19 protein-coding genes, 4 tRNA genes and 1 pseudogene are annotated in these 21,121 nt (G+C 45.2%); 17 read left to right on the top strand and 7 right to left on the bottom strand.

Features of this window, described 5'->3' with window-relative positions; genetic code table 11:
- Window positions 1-20: 20 nt before the first annotated feature.
- The 3 genes from NZD81_RS11615 to NZD81_RS11625 all read right to left on the bottom strand — a co-directional run bounded on the left by NZD81_RS11615 (window position 21) and on the right by NZD81_RS11625 (window position 3,611).
- Entirely contained in the window at window positions 21-2,084 is a 2,064-nt protein-coding gene (locus NZD81_RS11615; RefSeq protein ID WP_289860561.1) for an ArnT family glycosyltransferase, read from the bottom strand.
- A 105-nt stretch (window positions 2,085-2,189) separates the two neighbouring features.
- Window positions 2,190-3,398 carry a CynX/NimT family MFS transporter gene (locus tag NZD81_RS11620; protein WP_014666098.1) on the bottom strand — a complete coding sequence of 403 codons (1,209 nt, stop codon included), beginning with the start codon at window positions 3,396-3,398 and terminating at the stop codon, window positions 2,190-2,192.
- Between the two features lie 72 nt (window positions 3,399-3,470).
- The gene (locus tag NZD81_RS11625; RefSeq protein ID WP_003242786.1) at window positions 3,471-3,611 is read right to left on the bottom strand and encodes a YycC family protein; all 141 of its coding nucleotides are present in this window, start codon (window positions 3,609-3,611) and stop codon (window positions 3,471-3,473) included.
- Between the two features lie 120 nt (window positions 3,612-3,731).
- On the opposite strand from NZD81_RS11625, the gene NZD81_RS11630 reads away from it, so the two are divergent.
- Entirely contained in the window at window positions 3,732-3,935 is a 204-nt protein-coding gene (locus tag NZD81_RS11630; RefSeq protein ID WP_014666096.1) for a hypothetical protein, read from the top strand.
- A gap of 47 nt (window positions 3,936-3,982) precedes the next feature.
- On the opposite strand, the gene NZD81_RS11635 is transcribed toward NZD81_RS11630, so the two are convergent.
- Window positions 3,983-4,183, bottom strand: coding sequence for a DUF2188 domain-containing protein (locus NZD81_RS11635; RefSeq protein WP_014666095.1), 201 nt, complete (start codon window positions 4,181-4,183; stop codon window positions 3,983-3,985).
- Window positions 4,184-4,352: 169 nt separating this feature from the next.
- Between NZD81_RS11635 and dnaB the strand changes: the two genes are divergently transcribed.
- The 14 genes and pseudogenes from dnaB (at window position 4,353) to NZD81_RS11705 (ending at window position 15,768) form a co-directional block, all read left to right on the top strand.
- Complete coding sequence (gene dnaB / locus NZD81_RS11640; protein WP_205440444.1) at window positions 4,353-5,717, top strand: replicative DNA helicase; 1,365 nt, start codon at window positions 4,353-4,355, stop codon at window positions 5,715-5,717.
- Window positions 5,718-5,837: 120 nt separating this feature from the next.
- Entirely contained in the window at window positions 5,838-6,257 is a 420-nt protein-coding gene (locus tag NZD81_RS11645; protein WP_040081174.1) for a VOC family protein, read from the top strand.
- 205 nt (window positions 6,258-6,462) lie between these two features.
- On the top strand, window positions 6,463-7,755 hold the full coding sequence (gene purA, locus NZD81_RS11650; RefSeq protein WP_014666093.1) for an adenylosuccinate synthase: 1,293 nt from the start codon (window positions 6,463-6,465) through the stop codon (window positions 7,753-7,755).
- Window positions 7,756-7,979: 224 nt separating this feature from the next.
- Window positions 7,980-8,055: transfer RNA gene (locus NZD81_RS11655), tRNA-Lys, on the top strand.
- Window positions 8,056-8,064: 9 nt separating this feature from the next.
- Window positions 8,065-8,136, top strand: a tRNA-Glu gene (locus tag NZD81_RS11660).
- A gap of 81 nt (window positions 8,137-8,217) precedes the next feature.
- A tRNA-Asp gene (locus NZD81_RS11665) sits at window positions 8,218-8,294 on the top strand.
- A gap of 35 nt (window positions 8,295-8,329) precedes the next feature.
- A tRNA-Phe gene (locus NZD81_RS11670) sits at window positions 8,330-8,402 on the top strand.
- A gap of 380 nt (window positions 8,403-8,782) precedes the next feature.
- A complete protein-coding gene (gene walR / locus NZD81_RS11675; protein ID WP_003244363.1) occupies window positions 8,783-9,490 on the top strand; it encodes a cell wall metabolism DNA-binding response regulator WalR in 708 nt (235 codons plus the stop codon).
- Window positions 9,491-9,497: 7 nt separating this feature from the next.
- The gene (walK, locus tag NZD81_RS11680; protein ID WP_014666092.1) at window positions 9,498-11,333 is read left to right on the top strand and encodes a cell wall metabolism sensor histidine kinase WalK; all 1,836 of its coding nucleotides are present in this window, start codon (window positions 9,498-9,500) and stop codon (window positions 11,331-11,333) included.
- The gene (walH, locus tag NZD81_RS11685) at window positions 11,323-12,690 is read left to right on the top strand and encodes a WalRK two-component regulatory system regulator WalH (protein WP_014666091.1); all 1,368 of its coding nucleotides are present in this window, start codon (window positions 11,323-11,325) and stop codon (window positions 12,688-12,690) included. Before walK ends, walH begins: the two co-directional genes overlap by 11 nt.
- Window positions 12,677-13,519, top strand: coding sequence for a WalRK two-component regulatory system regulator WalI (walI, locus tag NZD81_RS11690; RefSeq protein ID WP_014666090.1), 843 nt, complete (start codon window positions 12,677-12,679; stop codon window positions 13,517-13,519). Before walH ends, walI begins: the two co-directional genes overlap by 14 nt.
- A 21-nt stretch (window positions 13,520-13,540) precedes the next feature.
- Window positions 13,541-14,335 carry an MBL fold metallo-hydrolase gene (locus NZD81_RS11695; protein WP_014666089.1) on the top strand — a complete coding sequence of 265 codons (795 nt, stop codon included), beginning with the start codon at window positions 13,541-13,543 and terminating at the stop codon, window positions 14,333-14,335.
- Window positions 14,336-14,416: 81 nt separating this feature from the next.
- Complete coding sequence (gene htrC, locus NZD81_RS11700) at window positions 14,417-15,619, top strand: serine protease HtrC (RefSeq protein WP_014666088.1); 1,203 nt, start codon at window positions 14,417-14,419, stop codon at window positions 15,617-15,619.
- A gap of 19 nt (window positions 15,620-15,638) precedes the next feature.
- Window positions 15,639-15,768: pseudogene (locus NZD81_RS11705) on the top strand (hypothetical protein).
- Here the strand turns inward: NZD81_RS11705 and NZD81_RS11710 are convergent.
- Window positions 15,765-16,265 carry a PepSY domain-containing protein gene (locus tag NZD81_RS11710; protein WP_069150691.1) on the bottom strand — a complete coding sequence of 167 codons (501 nt, stop codon included), beginning with the start codon at window positions 16,263-16,265 and terminating at the stop codon, window positions 15,765-15,767. The pseudogene NZD81_RS11705 and the gene NZD81_RS11710 overlap by 4 nt on opposite strands.
- Window positions 16,266-16,424: 159 nt before the next feature.
- Window positions 16,425-17,324: a PepSY domain-containing protein gene (locus NZD81_RS11715; RefSeq protein WP_136654018.1), complete on the bottom strand. Its 900-nt coding sequence runs from the start codon at window positions 17,322-17,324 to the stop codon at window positions 16,425-16,427.
- 210 nt (window positions 17,325-17,534) lie between these two features.
- On the opposite strand from NZD81_RS11715, the gene NZD81_RS11720 reads away from it, so the two are divergent.
- Entirely contained in the window at window positions 17,535-18,218 is a 684-nt protein-coding gene (locus NZD81_RS11720; RefSeq protein WP_014666085.1) for a response regulator transcription factor, read from the top strand.
- Window positions 18,215-19,681, top strand: coding sequence for a sensor histidine kinase (locus NZD81_RS11725; protein WP_147772768.1), 1,467 nt, complete (start codon window positions 18,215-18,217; stop codon window positions 19,679-19,681). Before NZD81_RS11720 ends, NZD81_RS11725 begins: the two co-directional genes overlap by 4 nt.
- On the opposite strand, the gene rocR is transcribed toward NZD81_RS11725, so the two are convergent.
- Window positions 19,663-21,045 carry an arginine utilization regulatory protein RocR gene (gene rocR, locus NZD81_RS11730; protein ID WP_136654016.1) on the bottom strand — a complete coding sequence of 461 codons (1,383 nt, stop codon included), beginning with the start codon at window positions 21,043-21,045 and terminating at the stop codon, window positions 19,663-19,665. The two genes, NZD81_RS11725 and rocR, sit on opposite strands and share 19 nt — an antisense overlap.
- Window positions 21,046-21,121: the final 76 nt, after the last annotated feature.

Raw genomic sequence — 21,121 nt, forward strand, 5'->3', positions numbered from 1 at the left:
GATTGATCCAAGCCTCTTTTTTATTCCACGAGATAAAGAGTTTGCTGGCTTTCTCCGCCAGGTCCTCCTCTCATCATGCCTTGCTGAGTGCTGTTTGTGCTGTTGGAGGAACTGCTGTACTCTTCAGACGATATTTCTTTTCCGTTTTTCTTAATCCAGGAAACAAGTTCGCTGTTGCCTGAGTTGTTTTCTGAGAGAAGAAAGTATTTCACTTTGCCTTCTTTGATTAGTTTTTTCAGTTCGGACACAGTCAGAATGGGATCCGTGCCGTTAAACCCACCCATTGCCATAACAGACTCATTTTCGTTAATGATGTATGGCGCAGCCGTTACGGTTGTCAAAGTGGCAAATAAATATTCTTCGCCAGTATTGTGCTTTCTCAGATAGGACAGGAGCCCGCTGTCGACCTCTGAAGAGAACATGTTTCCGCTGTTTGCCGAGCTTTTGAGCTGCGGGCCGGATTCAGGAAGGACGCTGTTGCCTCCGTATAGAAGCGGCGTTGCTGACCAATAGACTGGTGTGAGCAGCAGAATGCACAAGCTGAGGATGGTCAGCTGCTTACTGAACGGATGATTGCGTTTAAGCATCAGAAGTGCAAGGGTGATCCCGAGTCCTAAGAGTCCCAGTACGTACATCCATACACTGCCGATTTGGCTTGTATAAGCACTCAGGATATACACCTGGAACGCGGCTGTGATCAGAACGGCTGCTGGCAGAAGATAGCTGGACCAGTCTTTATTGTTTTGGTATAAGCGGTACATCGAGTGCCAGCCGATTCCAGAAAGCGCGGCAATCGGCGGTGCCAGCATAATCAAGTAATACTGGTGGAAGAATCCCGCGATGCTGAAGAAACCAGCCACAGGAACGAGCCATGCCGTCCAGAATAGCGTTTCTTTCATTTCAGCAGCCTGTCCGCGGCGATCACGATACCAGCTGAAGATTCCGCCTAGCAATCCGATCAATGCGAATGGTAGCATCCAGCTGATTTGACCGGAAAGTGCCGATTGGAAGAGACGGAGCGGTCCAGCATCACCGGTGCCGAACATATTCATGCTTTTTCCGCCGCCACCGCCAGGCCCTCCATTTCCAGGTCCGTTGCCGCCTGTGGGAGGTGTGTCTCCGCCTCCATTGGAAGCGCCGGTTTGTCCGTTAGGCGGCTGAGGCGCTTGTGAATGGTTTCCGAATGATTGATTTCCGTTCTGAGAAAAAGATGAACCGTTACCATTTGGCGCTTGCATGTTGTCTTGATTCTGCATGTTCCCTCCGCCAGCAGCATTCATATCACCCTTTGCCAGGCCCGTAGTTTGCCCAAGCAGTCGCTCGGTGCCGTTGTAGCCAAAGGCCAGTTCTAACACGGAGTTGGTCTGGCTGCTTCCGACATAAGGCCGGCTGGAGGGTGAGATCGAATCCACTGCAACCGCCCATGAGAGGGAGAGGCCTGTGAGAAGGACAAGAGACAGAATCAGAGATCCGATTTTTTTCTTCAGAGCAACCCGGGAAGCAATCAGGTAGAATATCACAAATGCAGGCAAGACCATAAATGCTTGCATCATCTTCATATTAAAGGCGAGCCCAATTAGGGCAAATGCCGTCAGCAGCCAAACCAGTTTGCCTTGTTTTACTGCCTTAAGCAGGCAAGCTGAACCGAGCAATAAGGTAAAGACAAGCATGCTGTCAATATTGTTTGTCCGGCTGACAGCTGCTGCGATAGGGGTCAGTGCCATGACAAGTGCGGCAATGCGGGCCGCTCCAACTCCAAAAGTCGGTTTGATCATTCTATAGAGCAGGAACACGGATCCAACTCCGGCGAGAGCCTGAGGAAGGATCACACTCCACGTGTGAACGCCGAAAATCAGTGCGAAAATCGTTTGAACCCATAACACAACAGGCGGCTTATCCACTGTGACAAATCCGGAAGGGTCAAATGACGCATAGAAGAAATTGTGGAAGCTTTGCGTCATGCTTTTCACAGCAGCCAAATAGTACTGGTTCGCTGTGTCATCCTGCCAAATGTTATACATATTCAGAAAAGCTGCTGTAAGCAAAATAAGAATAAGAGCTGCGTCGAATCGTTTGGTTTTCATCGTTTTTCACCTCTTTATAGTGTCTCATTGTAAAAAACAAATATGAAAAACCTATGAATAAATCATAAATATTCAAAGAAAAAAGCGGAGATATCTTCCCCGCTTTTATGCTGAATTTCTTTGTTTTGCTGACTGAAAAATGTATCGATCTCGTCCGGCTCCCTGTCCGGCTGCTCCCATTACGATCAAGGCAGCAATGAGAAGCACAATCGGCATCGTCCATGAATGCGTCTGGTCAAAGAGATAGCCGACAAAGATTGGCCCGACTGCTGCCAGCAGGTAGCCGAATGACTGAGACATGCCTGACAGCGCAGCGGCCTGCTGGGCATTTTCACTGCGGAGACCAATCAAAGTGAGCGCCAGACTAATGCTGGAGCCTTGCCCGATACCGATAATGATCATCCAGATGGCAAGCAATGTATGGCTGCCGCCCGCTAATAATCCGCAGAGACCGATCAAATAAACTGAGGCCAGCGCTGCAACGATACCGCGCTGCTGTTTCACACGATCAGCTAAAACCGGTGTCAGAAAAGTGGAAGGCAGACTCGCAAATTGCATGAGTGATACCATCCACCCGGCTGTTGCCGTATCAATCCCGTGTGAACGGAGAATTTCAGGAAACCAAGCGATGCTGCTGTAAAATAAAAACGATTGCAGTCCCATAAAGATGGTGACATACCATGCCATTTTGGAAGCCCAAATGGAACTGTTTTGAAGCTTCACTGCCTTGTTTGCTGTATCCCGATGGCGCAGCTGGGGTATCCAGATCAGCAATGCAAGTAAAGCCAGCCCGCCCCATAAGAGAAAGGCCTGTTTCCATCCGCCATCCATCTGGGTCGCTAAAGGAACACTGACACCTGATGCCAACGCAGCGAATATATTCATTGATGTCGTATACAGGCTGATCATGAGCCCTGGCTTTTCAGGGTATTTATGTTTGATTAAGCTTGGCAAAAGTACATTTCCAATCGCGATCCCGACTCCGATTAGTGCCGTTCCGAAAAACAAAGCGGCAGTATAGCCGGTAGAACGAGTCAAAACACCGATCAACAGTACCACGAGACCTAGCCATAAGGTTCGCTCATTTCCGAGGCGCTGTCCGAGCTTAGGTGCAAGCGGAGAAAGAACTGCAAATGAAAGCAGCGGCAGTGCGGTCAAAAACCCGGCTGCCCCATTTGACATGTGCAGCTCTGCCCGGATAGAGCTGATGACCGGACCGACTGAAGTGATCGCGGGCCGTAAGTTAAAGGCGATAAAGATAATGCCGGCGATCAGCCAAAATGATTGGATTTTTTTATTTTGTGGATGTGGCAAAGCAGTTACTCCTTTTTTCTAACATATACATCATATTATCCCGAAACAGGTAAGCAAGTATGTGAATGAAGGCTATGATTTGTCCTCTTTTTGCAATTCAGCCATTTTGGCCAGCAGAATATGCTGAGGCATATGCATGATCTGTTCAAGCGGCAGATTCAAGGACTCTGCAAGCTTTTGTGCAGTTTCAGCAGAAATTTGCAAAGGTCTCACAAAAGATCCCTCCTCTCTTCTGTCCATTGTACAAGAATCAGATGTGAAATGTAAGAAGATGTAACAAAGGAATAGAGCAATCGAAAAATGCCCGTTATAAATGAGGTAAGGAGGGCTCTTATGCACGCACCGTTGTCCTTATTAAAACAAATGCTGAAGGAACACCAAATAGACACTGAAAAAGCTGTCACATTCGAAGAATACTTAGCAGTGAGGCTAAAGCTTCAGGAGCTGATGGGAAAATTTGCTTCGCTCGAGGAGTGGGATCTGTATCAAAAAGCGGCAGATTTGATGATGGACATAGGCATCCAATGGATGAAATAAACCGATAACCGCTAAAAAACCCTCGCTGCAGCGAAGGCTTTCATTCACTAAAATGAGAGTTCCTCTTCCACATTTTTAAACTGGTCATAAATGACAAGCTTTGCCGGACTGTTTTCCTTAGCCACCTGTTTGGCCTTTTCAATAGCGGCGTCTTTAGACGTATACAAAGCTGTCGGCGCCACATTCTCCACCTCAATAAACCAGCCATCCGCATCAACATTCGGTGTAATCGCGTATTTTTTTATCATCTTTCATTCCTCCCTTATGTTTTATTGCATTTTTCCCGCCTTGTTACTGTCCAAAACGATCCAATCTGCTAACTGAAAAAAACAGGAAACAGACAATTTTTCTATTTTTTTTCTGTAGAAATGGTAGAATGGAGGTTGGAGATTTTTTAATGAGAGGACGGTGCTTAGCATGACAGACCTTCTGAATGATCGGCTTCCTCCGCAAAATATAGAAGCCGAACAAGCCGTGTTAGGCGCTATTTTTTTACAGCCGTCTGCTTTAACACTGGCTTCAGAAGTATTGATTCCAGATGATTTTTATAGAATGTCCCACCAAAAAATCTATAATGCGATGCTGGTGCTCGGTGACCGAGGTGAGCCGGTTGATCTGGTGACGGTAACTTCAGAGCTTGCGAACACAGACCTGCTGGAAGAAGTAGGCGGCATTTCATATCTGACAGATATCGCAAACTCGGTGCCGACAGCGGCTAACATAGAATATTACGCGAAAATCGTTGAGGAAAAATCGATTCTTCGCCGATTAATCAGAACCGCGACAACGATTGCTCAAGACGGGTATACCCGTGAAGATGAGGTCGAGGATTTACTCAGTGAAGCGGAAAAAACGATTATGGAAGTGGCACAGCGCAAAAATACGAGTGCCTTCCAAAACATTAAGGACGTCCTTGTTCAAACCTATGATAATATCGAACAGCTTCACAATCGAAAAGGGGATATCACAGGGATTCCAACAGGTTTTACGGAGCTTGACCGGATGACTGCGGGTTTCCAGCGCAACGACTTGATTATTGTGGCTGCCCGTCCGTCAGTGGGGAAAACTGCCTTTGCCTTGAACATCGCACAAAACGTGGCAACAAAGACCGATGAGAGCGTAGCGATTTTCAGTCTTGAGATGGGTGCAGAGCAGCTCGTTATGCGTATGCTCTGTGCCGAGGGAAATATCAATGCCCAGAATCTCCGGACAGGTAACCTGACTGAAGAGGATTGGGGCAAGCTGACGATGGCAATGGGAAGCCTGTCGAACAGCGGAATTTACATCGATGATACACCGGGGATTCGGGTAAGTGAAATCCGCGCCAAGTGCCGCCGCTTGAAGCAGGAAAGCGGGCTTGGCATGATTTTGATCGATTACCTGCAATTGATTCAGGGAAGCGGCCGTTCAAAGGACAACCGTCAGCAGGAAGTATCAGAAATTTCCCGTGAACTGAAGTCGATTGCCAGGGAGCTGCAAGTCCCTGTTATCGCGCTTTCTCAGCTTTCCCGGGGTGTTGAGCAGCGTCAGGATAAACGTCCGATGATGTCTGATATCCGGGAATCAGGAAGTATCGAGCAGGACGCGGATATTGTCGCGTTCCTTTATCGTGATGACTACTATGACAAAGAAACCGAGAATAAAAATATTATCGAAATCATTATCGCTAAACAGCGTAACGGCCCGGTAGGAACCGTGTCTCTTGCGTTCGTAAAAGAATACAACAAATTCGTCAACCTGGAACGGCGTTTTGATGACGCAGGCGTTCCGCCCAGCGCATAAGCCCCAAGAGCTGATCTTGGGGTTTTTTTCGTTCGAAAGGTGGAAGAAAAACCGTCCGCTCAGCGGATGAAAATTTGAAAGCGTTTTAATAAAATGGTGCAAAAAGGAGATGGTATCAATATGGGAAACCGTTTTACATCTTTTCATGCAGCACAAATCCGAATTGCGCGTCCTACAGGCCAGCTTGATGAGATTGTTCGTTTTTACGAAGAGGGACTGGGTTTGAAACGAATAGGAGAATTTTCACAGCATAACGGGTATGACGGTGTCATGTTCGGCCTTCCTCATGCCGATTATCATTTGGAATTCACTCAGTATGAAGGGGAAAGCACTGCCCCCGTTCCCCATCCCGACAGCCTCCTTGTTTTTTATGTGCCGAATGCAGAGGAACTGGCAGCGGTCACCTCAAAGCTAAAGCACATGGGCTATCGAGAGGTTGAATCAGAGAATCCGTACTGGAGCAATGGGGGCGTGACGATAGAGGACCCGGACGGCTGGCGGGTTGTTTTTATGAATTCAAAAGGAATATCAGGCAAGTAATTCTTTTTCATGCTAAAGGATGAAAGTTTCACAAGCTTTTTATGACAAAATGGTGAGAAAACGCTTATAAAACGAATGAAAGCGAACGAATATAGATTTACAATAATTTAATGTTCGGATTTACAATTGACTTTCTGTTTCTTCACTGATAAACTTGATTTGTTTGAATAGAATCGTTTTGAAAGGTTAACGGAGGTGCACGGACATGTCTTCAGTAGTTGTAGTAGGTACGCAATGGGGCGATGAAGGAAAAGGTAAAATCACAGATTTCCTATCAGAAAATGCAGAAGTGATCGCCCGTTATCAAGGCGGAAATAACGCAGGGCATACAATCAAGTTTGACGGAATCACATACAAGCTTCACTTAATCCCATCTGGAATTTTTTATAAGGATAAAACGTGTGTCATCGGAAACGGAATGGTTGTAGATCCGAAAGCATTAGTCACAGAGCTTGCGTATCTTCATGAACGCAACGTCAGTACAGATAACCTGAGAATCAGCAACAGAGCTCACGTCATTCTGCCGTATCATTTGAAATTGGATGAAGTGGAAGAAGAGCGTAAAGGGGCTAACAAGATCGGTACAACGAAAAAAGGAATCGGCCCTGCTTACATGGATAAAGCAGCCCGCATCGGAATTCGCATCGCGGATCTGTTAGACCGTGACGCGTTTGCGGAAAAGCTTGAACGCAATCTCGAGGAAAAAAACCGTCTGCTTGAGAAAATGTACGAGACAGAAGGGTTTAAAATTGAGGATATCTTAGACGAATATTATGAGTACGGCCAGCAGATCAAACAATACGTTTGCGATACATCTGTTGTTTTAAACGATGCTCTTGATGAAGGGCGCCGTGTATTATTTGAAGGCGCACAAGGGGTTATGCTTGATATCGACCAAGGAACATACCCGTTTGTTACGTCATCTAACCCGGTTGCCGGCGGTGTCACGATCGGTTCTGGTGTCGGCCCGACCAAAATTCAGCACGTTGTCGGTGTATCAAAAGCATATACGACTCGTGTCGGAGACGGTCCTTTCCCGACTGAGCTGAAAGATGAAATCGGTGATCAAATCCGTGAAGTCGGACGCGAATATGGAACAACAACAGGCCGCCCGCGCCGCGTCGGCTGGTTTGACAGCGTCGTTGTCCGCCACGCCCGCCGTGTGAGCGGAATTACAGATCTTTCTCTGAACTCAATTGACGTCTTAACAGGAATTGAAACGTTGAAAATCTGTGTGGCGTACCGCTACAAAGGCGAAATCATTGAAGAATTCCCAGCAAGTCTTAAAGCACTTGCTGAATGTGAGCCGGTTTATGAAGAAATGCCAGGCTGGACTGAGGATATTACAGGTGCGAAGAGCTTGAGCGAGCTTCCGGAAAATGCGCGCCATTATCTTGAGCGTGTGTCTCAGCTAACAGGCATTCCTCTTTCTATTTTCTCTGTCGGTCCAGACCGTTCACAAACAAATGTCCTTCGCAGTGTATACCGTGCGAACTAAATAGAATATGCCTGCAAGCCCCTATATCAGGGGCTTGTTTTTTGTTTGAAACCCGCATATAAGTTGGTCTGAGAAAAAAATATGAAAAAAAACCAAAAAAGTTATTGCCACTTCTATTTGTTCGTGATATTATAAATCTCGTTGTTACGGAAACTGCTTCAATAGAGTACGAGATAAGAACTAGATCTAAGTCGTTTGCTCTATAGAAATTCTGACATCTTTAAGAGCCATTAGCTCAGTTGGTAGAGCATCTGACTTTTAATCAGAGGGTCGAAGGTTCGAGTCCTTCATGGCTCACCATTTCGTGAAGGCCCGTTGGTCAAGCGGTTAAGACACCGCCCTTTCACGGCGGTAACACGGGTTCGAATCCCGTACGGGTCATTGATTTACTTTAGCGTTATTGCTAAATTCCTTATTTGTCTGTGAGAGCTGACACGACAGCTCTCCGGGCAATTACTGTAAGGTCCGGTAGTTCAGTTGGTTAGAATGCCTGCCTGTCACGCAGGAGGTCGCGGGTTCGAGTCCCGTCCGGACCGCCATTTTACTTTACTTAGTAGAGAAAAATAAAACATTTGGCTCGGTAGCTCAGTTGGTAGAGCAACGGACTGAAAATCCGTGTGTCGGCGGTTCGATTCCGTCCCGAGCCACTTACCAAACGCATCTGCAATCGTAGGTGCGTTTTTTCTTATAGGAAAAAGGCAAACATGAGGAATGTTATAATAGAAGAAAAAGGGAGAACCGGCCCTAGGGCCGGTTCAAAGAAGAAGACGTCATTGATAAAGACGCACTCCGGTGAGGGGAGGTTTCAATAAAGTTATCTTTTTTAAAAAAAGTTGACCAGCATGACAAAAGATAAACAATGGGCGGATAAAGGTGAAATGTGTGTTTTTTTTCTAAACCTTTATTTTTTTTATCTTTTGCCCTTAAACCGTTATAATAGACAAGGACCCTTTACATGGGCCTTAAGTGATGAAACGAATGTGATATAGATGAAATGAAGTCATTCGGCAGGAGGAAAATCAAAATGATGGATAAAAAGATCCTTGTAGTAGATGATGAAAAACCGATTGCAGATATATTGGAATTTAACTTAAGAAAAGAAGGCTATGAGGTGCACTGTGCCCACGACGGAAACGAAGCCGTTGAAATGGTAGAAGAGCTTCAGCCTGATTTAATTCTTTTAGATATTATGCTCCCTAATAAAGACGGCGTTGAAGTATGCCGTGAAGTCAGAAAGAAATACGATATGCCAATCATTATGCTGACGGCTAAGGATTCAGAAATTGACAAGGTTATCGGACTCGAAATCGGTGCTGATGACTATGTCACAAAACCATTCAGCACACGCGAGCTTCTGGCGCGTGTAAAAGCGAATCTGCGCCGCCAGCTGACAACAGCGCCTGCGGAGGAAGAGCCTTCCTCTAATGAGATTCATATCGGCTCTCTCGTCATCTTCCCTGACGCGTACGTTGTATCAAAACGAGATGAAACAATTGAATTGACTCATCGTGAGTTCGAATTGCTTCATTATTTAGCAAAACATATCGGACAAGTGATGACCCGTGAACATTTGCTTCAAACCGTTTGGGGCTATGATTACTTCGGCGATGTCAGAACGGTTGACGTAACAGTCCGCCGGCTTCGTGAAAAAATTGAGGACAACCCGAGCCATCCAAATTGGATTGTCACACGCCGCGGTGTAGGTTATTACTTGAGAAACCCAGAACAGGACTAATGCCCATATGAATAAGGTTGGTTTTTTTCGGTCGATCCAATTTAAGATTACCTTGATTTATGTGCTTTTGATCATCATTGCTATGCAAATCATTGGTGTGTATTTTGTCAATCAGGTAGAGAAGTCGCTGATCAGCTCTTATGAACAATCGCTGAATCAGCGAATCGACAACCTTTCTTATTATATCGAACAAGAATATAAGAGCGATAACGACAGCACTGTTATAAAGGATGACGTCAGCCGTATCCTGAGTGATTTCACGAAAAGTGATGAGGTTCGGGAAATTAGTTTTGTAGATAAAAGCTATGAAGTGGTCGGGTCTTCAAAGCCGTATGGTGAAGAAGTGGCAGGGAAACAAACGACCGATCTGATTTTTAAGAGGATTTTTTCTACCAAACAGTCGTATTTAAGAAAATATTATGATCCGAAAAGCAAAATCAGAGTTCTTATTTCCGCGAAGCCTGTCATGACTGAAAACCAAGAGGTTGTCGGCGCGATCTATGTTGTCGCGAGTATGGAAGATGTCTTTAATCAAATGAAGACAATCAACACGATTCTGGCGTCCGGCACAGGTTTGGCACTCGTTTTGACGGCTCTTCTCGGTATTTTTCTGGCAAGAACCATTACCCACCCGCTTTCAGATATGCGAAAGCAGGCGATGGAGCTTGCGAAGGGGAATTTCTCAAGGAAGGTTAAAAAGTACGGGCATGATGAAATTGGGCAGCTCGCCACAACATTTAACCACTTAACGAGAGAACTTGAAGATGCTCAGGCGATGACTGAAGGGGAAAGAAGAAAGCTAGCCTCTGTTATTGCCTATATGACAGACGGCGTTATCGCCACAAACCGAAACGGAGCAATTATTCTCCTAAACAGTCCGGCGTTGGAGCTATTGAACGTTTCACGTGAAACAGCTTTAGAAATGCCGATTACAAGCTTGCTGGGGCTTCAAGAGAATTATACTTTTGAAGATTTGGTGGAGCAGCAGGATTCTATGCTGCTTGAAATTGAGCGCGATGATCAATTAACGGTGCTTCGCGTGAATTTCTCTGTGATTCAAAGGGAACACGGCAAAATTGATGGTTTAATCGCTGTCATTTACGATGTAACCGAACAAGAGAAAATGGATCAGGAACGCAGAGAATTCGTTGCGAATGTATCACATGAGCTGCGGACGCCGCTCACGACAATGCGCAGCTATTTAGAAGCGTTAGCTGAAGGCGCGTGGGAAAATAAAGACATTGCTCCGCGCTTCTTGATGGTGACGCAAAATGAAACAGAGCGTATGATCCGGCTTGTCAATGATTTGCTTCAGCTGTCGAAATTTGACAGTAAGGATTATCAATTTAACCGGGAATGGATTCAGATTGTCCGGTTTATGTCGCTTATTATTGACCGTTTTGAAATGACAAAAGAGCAGCATGTGGAGTTTATCCGCAATCTGCCGGACAGAAACCTGTACGTCGAGATTGACCAGGATAAAATTACGCAGGTGCTCGATAATATTATTTCTAACGCATTAAAATACTCACCCGAAGGCGGACATGTCACGTTCTCGATTGATGTCAATGAAGAGGAAGAACTGCTCTATATCAGCGTGAAGGATGAAGGGATCGGCATTCCGAAAAAAGATGTCGAAAAAGTCTTTGACCGCTTCTACAGGGTGGATAAAGCGAGAACGAGAAAGCTTGGCGGCACCGGCCTGGGATTGGCGATTGCCAAGGAAATGGTACAGGCGCACGGTGGAGATATTTGGGCGGACAGCATAGAAGGAAAAGGCACGACGATTACATTTACTCTTCCATATAAAGAGGAACAAGAGGATGATTGGGATGAAGCGTGAAAATATAAAAACGATATTACTTACCGTACTCGTCGTCATCAGTCTTGTTTTCACATGGGGGATATGGACGTTCCAGCCAAACTTTTCTGAAGGCTCATCCTCAACAGAGTCTACTGTGCGTGAGAAACATAAAATCGAAAAAACGACCCAAAAGCTGTCTGAAACGGTAAGGCCGAGAGACATGTTTATCCATGATGACGGCGCTCATTACAAAGTGGATGACAATGCCCTCTATGAAGAAATCTGGTCTGACTTGCCGCATTGGGATGTAAAAGGAATTAAAGATATTTCGGATCAGTATGACAAGTCTGGATTCAAGAGCTGGTTTTATGGTATAGGCGGTTCTGAGGCCAAGCTTGATTTGCAATTCAGCGATACGATCCCGATTGATATTTTCCAAACGCTGTTTAAATGGTCTAATCAGTCGTTTGAATACAGTTCGTTTGATCATATTCTGATCCCATTCAATGAAACAAAAGCGAACAAGAAAATCTATTTGGTGTCTTACAGCAAACAGCTCATTCTTGAAGTGACGGTTGAGTCGGCAAACTACCGGAACATTATGAACGACTTGAAAAACAGGCAATCAAATATGCCGGCGTTCAGTTTGTTCTCCATTGGCTCAAAGAAAGAGTTCTTGCTGCCAAACAAACCGCTTACGATGGACAAAAAAGAATTTGTCACTGAATCGATTAAAACAAATACCTTTAAGCAGGCTTTGTTTAGCGATCCGAGCATCGTAAGGGAAGATTCGAATTACAACAACAGAAATGTACTGACAGATGGGATCAGCCGTTTAGATGTGAATCTTAGCCAGCGCCAGGTGCAATTCCAGCAGCGCAATTTGGTGCAGAGCACATCCTATCAAACGGGAGAATTAATCAAAAAGAGCCAAAAATACCTTGAGGATACCGGAAGCTGGACGGATCACTATCAATTTTTCAGTATCAATGACAGCCAACAGCTGAGCTTCTATATCTTTATGGATCAGCTCCCGGTCATTAACAGCACCACCAAACCTTTCGGAGCGACATCGGCGATTACGGTGCAATGGGCGAATGATGACATTCTCAGCTATAAGCGGCCGAATTACAGTCTCGGAACGAATCCGATTAAAACAAGTGAAACAGAGCTGATGAGCGGCAGCGAAGTGAAGATGCTGCTTTCGAGACAAACCGCTTATGATACGGACAAAATTGATCAGATCTTCCTTGCTTATCAATTGGTATCCACATCAACCAACGATGATCCTCTCGTTGAACTGGAACCGGTTTGGGCGATGAAAGTAAATGGAAAAATTGTGCCGATTACAAAGGACTTATTGAAAAAGGAGGAGGCTAACAGTGGAGTGGAATAAGACAAAATCAATCTTCATCGTTGCCTTCCTCATTTTAGATATTTTCTTAGGCTATCAGTTTTTTCAAAAATGGCAGGCTACCGGCAAGGAATATGAAGTCATTAAAAATGATGTCGAGCACGACATGAGGGCCGATCATATCACGTATGAAGGCTTGAATAAGGAAGCGACAGAAGGCTATCGGATCACAGCAAATCAAAAAGCCTTCACCAAGGAGGAAATTGAGGCGCTGAAGGATCAAAAGCCTTTGATGGACATGCCTAGTGATGATCATAAAGTAACGAGCCTGAAAATGAAGTTTGCAAATCCAATCGCCCTGTCAAAGAAGAATATCGAAGACGATGCGCAGGCACTTGTTTCTTCGAAGATTCAAGATGGCGAAAAATATAAGCTTTGGAAGGTTGATAAATCGAAGAAAGAAATTATTTTCTTCCAAACGTATGAAGGGCATTATATTTACCAAAAGACCGATAATCCCTCTAATATGATCGGGCAAGTGGTATTGCACTTAAACGGTAAAAACGAGGTTGTGTCGTACGACCAGACAACGCTTGAGACCTTCAAGCAAATCCAGAAAGAAAGCTTAATTACTGAAATGGATGCGGTTGAGCTGTTGTACTATCAAAATCAATTAAAAGAATACAGCACTGTGAAGAGCTGTAAATTCGGCTATGTAGCACAATATCCGCTGACAAGTACGCAGGTGCTGGCGCCGGTATGGAGAATTACAGTCGAGTACGATAAAAAAGTGAACGGCGAGAAAAAGACAGTACAAGAGTATTTTACTGTGAATGCTTTGGAGAGTACGATTTTAGATACAGATCAATGAAAATAATGGAGTGAGACAGACATGAGCTTGCAATTTAGCGTACTTGCGAGCGGGAGTACGGGAAATGCGTTTTACCTTGAAACAGAGGATCACGCATTTTTAGTGGACGCCGGTTTGAGCGGGAAAGCCATGGACGGGCTGATGGCGCAGATCGGGCGTAAGCTGGATGATGTAGACGGCATTTTTGTGACGCATGAGCATAGTGACCATATTAAGGGCCTTGGTGTGGTCGCCAGAAAGTACAAGCTTCCGATCTATGCGAATGAGAAGACTTGGAAAGCGATGGAGAATCAAATCGGGAAAATTGACACCGATCAAAAGTTTGTATTTCCGATGGAATCAGTCAAATCGTTCGGCGGACTTGATGTTGAATCGTTTGGCGTTTCCCACGATGCGGCCGAGCCGATGTTTTATGTGTTCCATTATAACGGCCGAAAGCTCGCATTAATGACAGATACGGGATATGTCAGCGACCGGATGAAAGGCATTATCCGTTCTGCGAATGTGTTTGTGTTTGAAAGCAATCATGATGTCGGCATGCTGCAAATGGGAAGATACCCGTGGAGCATTAAGCGGCGGATTTTAAGTGACGTCGGCCACGTTTCAAATGAAGATGCTGCCCTGGCGATGACGGATGTCATTGGCGATGAGACGTCCCGTATTTACCTGGCGCACTTAAGCCAGGACAACAACATGAAGGAGCTGGCAAGGATGTCTGTGCAGCAGACATTGGCTTCTAAAGGATTTGTGACGGGTGAGACATTTGACTTATATGACACCGATCCGAAGAAGGCCACTCCGCTTTGCGCTGTATAATTTTTCTATGTAAATCATGACTATTCTAGGAGTTTCTAACCCACAATATAACCATATTAACGTTCTTGGAAAGGATGGAATATGGTGGATTACGAACGTGAGGAAGAACATACTACTCCTGAACAGCCAAAGAGAAGCAAAAAAGGATATTTTCTTTCAAGTCTGATTGGCGTGATTGTCGGTGCCGTATTAATGGCGTTTATCATGCCGTACCTTTCAAATGAAGGGCTAGATACAGGCGCTTTAGATCAGCAGCAGAACAACAACGGCCGGGAATCAATCAGGACGGTGAATGTCAGTGTCAACAATACGGTCACCAAGATTGTCAGCAATGTGTCGCCCGCCGTTGTCGGTGTTGTGAACATCCAAAAATCAGATATACGGGGAGAGAGCGGCGAGGCTGGGAGCGGCTCTGGCGTCATCTATAAGAAAAATGACCATACCGCTTATGTCGTGACCAACCATCATGTCATCGAAGGCGCTTCCCAAATTGAAATCAGCTTGAAAGACGGCTCACGTGTATCAGCTGATCTTGTCGGCAGCGACCAGCTGATGGACCTTGCCGTTTTACGGGTGAAAAGCGATAAGATTAAAGCAGTCGCCGATTTCGGAAATTCAGATAAAGTGAAGTCTGGGGAGCCGGTTATTGCGATCGGTAACCCGTTAGGCCTTGAGTTTGCTGGCTCTGTCACACAAGGCGTCATCTCGGGTACGGAGAGGGCGATCCCAGTGGATTCAAACGGTGACGGACAGCCTGATTGGAACGCAGAAGTCCTGCAAACAGATGCGGCCATTAACCCTGGGAACAGCGGCGGCGCTTTGTTAAATATGGATGGGAAGGTCATTGGCATCAATTCAATGAAAATTGCCGAGTCAGCAGTTGAAGGGATTGGCCTGTCCATTCCGTCTAAGCTCGTGATCCCTGTGATAGAGGATTTAGAGAGATACGGAAAGGTCAAACGCCCGTTCCTTGGCATTGAGATGAAATCCTTAAGCGATATCGCAAGCTATCATTGGGATGAAACATTAAAGCTTCCTAAGAACGTCACCAATGGAGCGGTTGTGATGGGCGTAGACGCCTTTTCACCTGCCGGAAAAGCAGGACTGAAGGAACTCGATGTCATCACGGAATTTGACGGATACAAAGTAAATGATATTGTTGATCTGCGAAAACGGCTTTATCAGAAAAAAGTCGGTGATCGGGTGAAGGTGAAGTTTTACCGCGGCGGAAAAGAAAAATCTGTTGACATCAAGCTGTCGTCCGCAGACCAATTAGGAAGTTAATCAAACAGTCTGGCATCGTTTGCCAGGCTGTTTTGATATGCAAAAAAACTGAACGGGGGTCACGCCCGTTCAGTTGAAAAGGATATATCGAATATGAAGAAAAATACAAGATGGATGTTACACGTGAAACAGCAGTAAATGGCTGTTAGCTGCAAATACTTCCGTTATCTGCATGGACTTTAATGGTTTGAACCGTGTGGTTGCTGGCTGTGATGGTGATGATGTACACATAGGTGCCATTTTCTTTCTTCAATGCAGAAGATGTGACGGTACCTTTGCATTTGTTCAACGCAATGCTTTGTGCTTTTGCTTTTGTGATCGCGGCTTGTTTATGTTCAACGTGATGCTTGACGATTTTTCCGCTGCTGCGGTTAATGTTAAAGGTGTGAATTTTGCCATCCTCACCAAGCACTTTAATGACATAGACATAAACGCCATCTGCTTTCTTCATTTGTGCTGATTGAACTGCGCCTTTGCAGTTCTTTATAGCGACAGTTTTTGCTTTAGAGAGCGTAATAGAAGCCTGCTGCTGGGTTTGAACTTTAGCAGTGTCTTCTTTATGCAGAACAGCCGCGTGTGCGGATGATAAAGAACTGATTGAAATGACCGCGCCTAAAGCAGCTGCAGAACATATTTTCATATTCATTTGTGGGTCCTCCTTAGAAAAAGAACTGAACGCGGGTCACACACGTTCAGTTTAAAAGAGTATTTAGAAAAAGGTAGACATGAACTTAGAACTTTGTGTAAAACAAGACTGGTGTTATACGTTGAATTTCAGTTATTTTACTGCTGGCAAGCAGTTATTTTATTTGCAAATGCTTCCGTTTTCAGCGTTCACTTTCACTGTATGTTCAGTGTGGTTTTGGGCAGTAATTTTGAACACGTAAACGAATGTGCCGTTTTCTTTCTTCAAATCAGTAGATTTCACTGTGCCTTTACATTTATTTAGTGCAATTTGATGTGCTTTTGTTTTTGTAACGGCTGCGTTTTTCTTTTGCACTTCTTGTTTTACGATTTTACCGCTGTCACAGTTGACATGGATTTTATGAGTTTTTCCATCTTCGCCAAGCACTTTGACAACGTAGATGTATGCGCCGTTTTCTTTCTTCAGTTCAGAAGATTGAACTGCGCCTTTGCATTTGTTGAGTGCGATTTGATGCGCTTTTGTTTTAGAAAGATGTGCTTGTTTCTTTTGCTCGTGTTTTGCGACTTTGCCGTTTTCTCCATTGATATGGAGCGTGTGAAGGCTTCCGTCTTCACCCATTACTTTCACGACGTAAGCGTAAACACCGTTTTCTTGCTTCAGCTCAGAAGATTGAACCGCACCTTTGCAGTTTTTCAAAGCGATCGATTGGGCTTTTGTTTTGCTGATATAGATTTGTTTCTTTTGAACATCATGTTTCACAACTTTGCCGCTGTTGCAGTTGACGTTCATCGTATGCTGTTTGCCGTCCTCACCGAGAACTTTCACAACATATACGTATGTGCCGTTCACTTTCTTCATTTGGGCCGTTTGAACAGTACCCTTGCATTTGTTCAACGCAACCTGTTTTGCCTTTGCTATTGTGATGGAAGCCTGCTGCTTCGTCTCGACCTTCGTTGATGTATCATCCTTTTGAATGACCGCGGCGTGAGCAGAAGTGAAAGAACTGATTGAAATAATCGTTCCCAGTGCAGCTCCTGATAAAACTTTAGTGATATTCATGTGAGATTCCTCCTTATTTCATTGTTGGCTGTACCAACTAAGGCAATTGTATAGGCTGAAGCTGAAAATCAAATGAGGGCTGGCTGAAAACTTGCTGAATTCAGCTGATTTTTAGGGAAGATTCAGTTTGTTTTCAGGTAAAAACGAATAATAGGAGGGGAAGGGAAAAAACTAATCAGAGGTTTATGCCAACTAAGGAGAGAGCACAGCATGAATAGGATGAAAGGCATCAAGATTTTGCTCGTGGACGATGAACCGGCGATATTAGATTTTTTGACAATGGGCCTTGAAAATGAAGGCTTTGAAGTGAAGACAGCAGCTGACGGAATGACAGCGATGAACACCGTAAAGACATTTCAGCCGCATGTGGCCATCCTGGATGTGATGATGCCTGGAATGGATGGACTGGAAGTATCGAGGATGATGAAAAAAACCGGCCATACCGCCGTTATTATGCTTACGGCCAAGGATGAGGTGGGGGTTCGGGTAAAAGCGCTGACAGAGGGCGCTGATGATTATATGATCAAACCCTTCAGCTTTGAAGAGCTGCTGGCGCGAATCTATGCAAGAATTCGGGATCACTTTCCCAACCTGTTTGAAGAAGTCGCGCTCGGTCCGTTTCGAATTGATGATCGGCGCAGAGAAATCCGCTATCAGGAAGAGGTGCTCAAGCTTTCAGCAACAGAATACGAGCTTTTAAAGTTTTTGGTGCTGAATCACGGCCTTGTGCTCAGTAAAGCGAGGATTCTGGATAAAGTATGGGGGTATGATTTTTACGGAGAAGAAAATATTGTCGAAGTGTACATCCGTTCCTTGCGGGAAAAGCTGAATGACAAAAAGCATGAAGTAATCCGAACGGTTCGGGGCGCGGGCTATCGGGTGGATATAGAATGAAAAAACGATTCAAAACGCTGCGCTTTCAGCTTTTATGCCGCTCATTATGCATTCTCGTTCTTCTATTGGTGTTTGTTGGCGCTTTGCAATATGTGTATGGAAAACGCCTATTATATGAAAACCGGGCTGTCAGCATTCAGAGTTATATCAATTCGACGGAGCCGACCATCTGGAATAACATTAAAACATACAAAAGCCATTCCGGCGGCTTGAAAAAATCAGATGGTGCTGTCCGTCCCGCCTTTATTTATCCGGGCGTGACCATTGTTTTTATTGATAAGAAAACAAAAGACAGTACGGTATTGTCGACCGACCCATATGCGGGAGCGCCGCCGAAAGTGAAAAAAAGTGTATATGATGAGGCATTAAAAGATACGATGGCTTTGCATTATAGAGTCACGAAAAATGAATCCGGCGAGGAAGTGCTGATTGTATTTCAGGCTATTAATATCGATGGAAAAGAAGCAGGCGTGATTCAAATGAGTGCTTTAACAGAACCACTGAAGGACGTACTGCTCCGGCAAATCAGCACTTACTCCACGCTCTCGCTTGTCGCGCTCCTGCTCGGGCTTTTTACATTCTTGCCAGTGGTCAGACATACGCTTAAACCGTTATCACAAATGGTACATATGATGGGTGAAATCAATGCAGGAAATTTGAATAAAAGGCTTCCTGTATATCGAAAACAAATGGAAATCGACACGCTCGCCATTTCGTTTAATCGCATGCTGGAGCGGATTGAAACGTCATTTAAAGCAGAAAAAGAAGCGAAGGAGCGCATCCGGCAATTTGTATCAGACGCTTCACATGAATTGAGAACGCCTTTAACGTCCATACACGGCTTTATCGAAGTGCTGCTGCGTGGCGCCGCGCTTCAGCCGGAGCAGAGAGATAGGGCGTTGAATAGTATGTATGAAGAGTCGAAGAGAGCCACTCGGCTGATAGAGGATCTGTTGTTTTTAGCAAAAATTGATCGGGTGCCGAGCTTTGAAATGAAGAGAGGAAATCTCGATGCGCTCATAAGGGAAATGGAGCCGCAGCTCAGTCTGCTTGCAAAAGAAAGAAGACTGCAGCTGCTGCTTGAGGATGATGCTGAAGCGGTGTTTGACAGGGATAAGATGAAACAGGTTATTTTGAATTTGGTTTATAACGCGGTGCAGTATACAAAAGAGAAAGCCGGTGCCATTACCATCTCACTGCAAAAAGGCCGTGATAGCGTTATGCTGATGATAGCGGACAACGGCACAGGCATCGCGCCGGAGCACTTACCGCATGTGTTTGACCGCTTTTACAGGGCAGACCCATCGCGCTCCCGGAAATATGGAGGTTCGGGATTGGGCCTTGCCATAACGAAATCGATTATCGACAGCCACAATGGGACAATTGACGTGAAAAGTGAAATCGGCAGAGGCACTGTATTTATGATCAGGCTTCCTGCACCAGTTTATTCGTCAGATGAGTGAGAAAATTTCTTCAGCCGGTATTGAAGGCTTTGTCGGCTGATGCCAAGCTCCTGAGCGGCTTTCGAGATGTTATGGCCGTGTTTTCTTAACACGTTCTCTATCACATATTTTTCGAAGCTTTCCATTTTTTCTTTTAAGTCCGCAGCCGGCTGATGTCTTGGTTCAGGATCTGGGATGTCAGCAGGCTTGATTTTCATGCGGTATTGATAGGGCAGATGGGAGGCCGTAATCGTTTGCTCGTCCGTCATGAAATTCATGGCACCTTCGATCATATGCTCAAGCTCACGAATATTTCCCGGCCAGTCATAAGAAAGAAAAAATTGCTTCACGTCTTCGCTGATGTGTTCAACATTCATTTGGAACAGATGGTTGTTTTTCTGGATGAACTCCGATGCGAGAAGCAAAATGTCTTCTTTTCGTTCCCGGAGCGGCGGGATGATCAGCGTGACGACACTCAGCCTGTAATACAAGTCCTTCCGCATTCGCTCGCCGGCAATCGCGTCAATTGGGTCTTCATTCATCGTGGCAATAATACGTACATCAATCGGAGTATCCTTTGTTGAACCGATACGCCTGATTTTTCGTTCTTGAAGGGCGCGCAGCAGCTTTGCCTGAAGGCTGAGATTCAACGAATTGATTTCATCTAACAGCAGCGTGCCGCCATGGGCTTGTTCAAACAGGCCGGGCTGGTCGACAGCGCCCGTAAACGCGCCTTTTTTCGTCCCAAACAAAATGCTTTCCACAAGGCTGTCTGGCAGTGCCGCGCAGTTTTGCGAAATAAACGGGCCGCCTGAACGATCGCTGCCATTATGGATACTTTGCGCGAACAGCTCTTTTCCCGTGCCGGTTTCGCCTGCGAGAAGGACAGATGATGACGTGCGGGTTGCCCGCTTAGCGTTTTCGATGACGTCTTGAATGGCCGGGCTGGTGCCGAGGATGCTGTCAAACGTATAGGTGGTGCTGCCCTTTTTGTTCATATTCTCCCTGATTAGCCGTTCTAGCTTTGTCACATCCTTGGCAATTTCAACGGCACCCTTGATTTTGCCGTCCTGGACGATGGGATAGGTATGATTGATCGTCGTGATTTCCTGGCCCTTATTATTGAAGTAGCTCTGCTTCACATTTTTAATCGTCTTGCCTTCCTGGAGAGCCTGTACCAGCGTACTGTCCTGCTGTTTTGAAAACATAAACACATCCATCAGGTTTTTATTCAGGACGTCATGCTTCTCCATATCTTCAATCTGCATCATTTTATTGTTATAAACGATCGTGTTACCATGCTCGTCCACTACGTGCAGGCCAACATCGATTTCATCTAAAATGCTCTGAAAAACCAATGTGAGGAATTCGCTGTCCTTGACCACTGTATGAACCTCCCTCAATTATTTTCTTAATATTGCTTCTATTTTATAAAAAAAAGGAGAGGATATGCAAAAGAAT

The organism is Bacillus sp. B.PNR1, assembly GCF_030386235.1.
GTDB classification, from domain to species: Bacteria; Bacillota; Bacilli; order Bacillales; family Bacillaceae; genus Bacillus; species Bacillus stercoris.

What these genes read in the sequence shown, in the direction of transcription:
- NZD81_RS11715 (WP_136654018.1), bottom strand. Translation starts at nt 17,324, where the DNA reads ATGAATATCACTAAAGTTTTATCAGGAGCTGCACTGGGAACGATTATT.
- walH (WP_014666091.1), top strand. Translation starts at nt 11,323, where the DNA reads ATGAAGCGTGAAAATATAAAAACGATATTACTTACCGTACTCGTCGTC.
- NZD81_RS11630 (WP_014666096.1), top strand. Translation starts at nt 3,732, where the DNA reads ATGCACGCACCGTTGTCCTTATTAAAACAAATGCTGAAGGAACACCAA.
- walR (WP_003244363.1), top strand. Translation starts at nt 8,783, where the DNA reads ATGGATAAAAAGATCCTTGTAGTAGATGATGAAAAACCGATTGCAGAT.
- NZD81_RS11635 (WP_014666095.1), bottom strand. Translation starts at nt 4,183, where the DNA reads ATGATAAAAAAATACGCGATTACACCGAATGTTGATGCGGATGGCTGG.
- walK (WP_014666092.1), top strand. Translation starts at nt 9,498, where the DNA reads ATGAATAAGGTTGGTTTTTTTCGGTCGATCCAATTTAAGATTACCTTG.
- NZD81_RS11695 (WP_014666089.1), top strand. Translation starts at nt 13,541, where the DNA reads ATGAGCTTGCAATTTAGCGTACTTGCGAGCGGGAGTACGGGAAATGCG.
- NZD81_RS11645 (WP_040081174.1), top strand. Translation starts at nt 5,838, where the DNA reads ATGGGAAACCGTTTTACATCTTTTCATGCAGCACAAATCCGAATTGCG.
- dnaB (WP_205440444.1), top strand. Translation starts at nt 4,353, where the DNA reads ATGACAGACCTTCTGAATGATCGGCTTCCTCCGCAAAATATAGAAGCC.
- NZD81_RS11720 (WP_014666085.1), top strand. Translation starts at nt 17,535, where the DNA reads ATGAATAGGATGAAAGGCATCAAGATTTTGCTCGTGGACGATGAACCG.
- NZD81_RS11710 (WP_069150691.1), bottom strand. Translation starts at nt 16,265, where the DNA reads ATGAATATGAAAATATGTTCTGCAGCTGCTTTAGGCGCGGTCATTTCA.
- NZD81_RS11725 (WP_147772768.1), top strand. Translation starts at nt 18,215, where the DNA reads ATGAAAAAACGATTCAAAACGCTGCGCTTTCAGCTTTTATGCCGCTCA.
- purA (WP_014666093.1), top strand. Translation starts at nt 6,463, where the DNA reads ATGTCTTCAGTAGTTGTAGTAGGTACGCAATGGGGCGATGAAGGAAAA.
- NZD81_RS11615 (WP_289860561.1), bottom strand. Translation starts at nt 2,084, where the DNA reads ATGAAAACCAAACGATTCGACGCAGCTCTTATTCTTATTTTGCTTACA.
- htrC (WP_014666088.1), top strand. Translation starts at nt 14,417, where the DNA reads ATGGTGGATTACGAACGTGAGGAAGAACATACTACTCCTGAACAGCCA.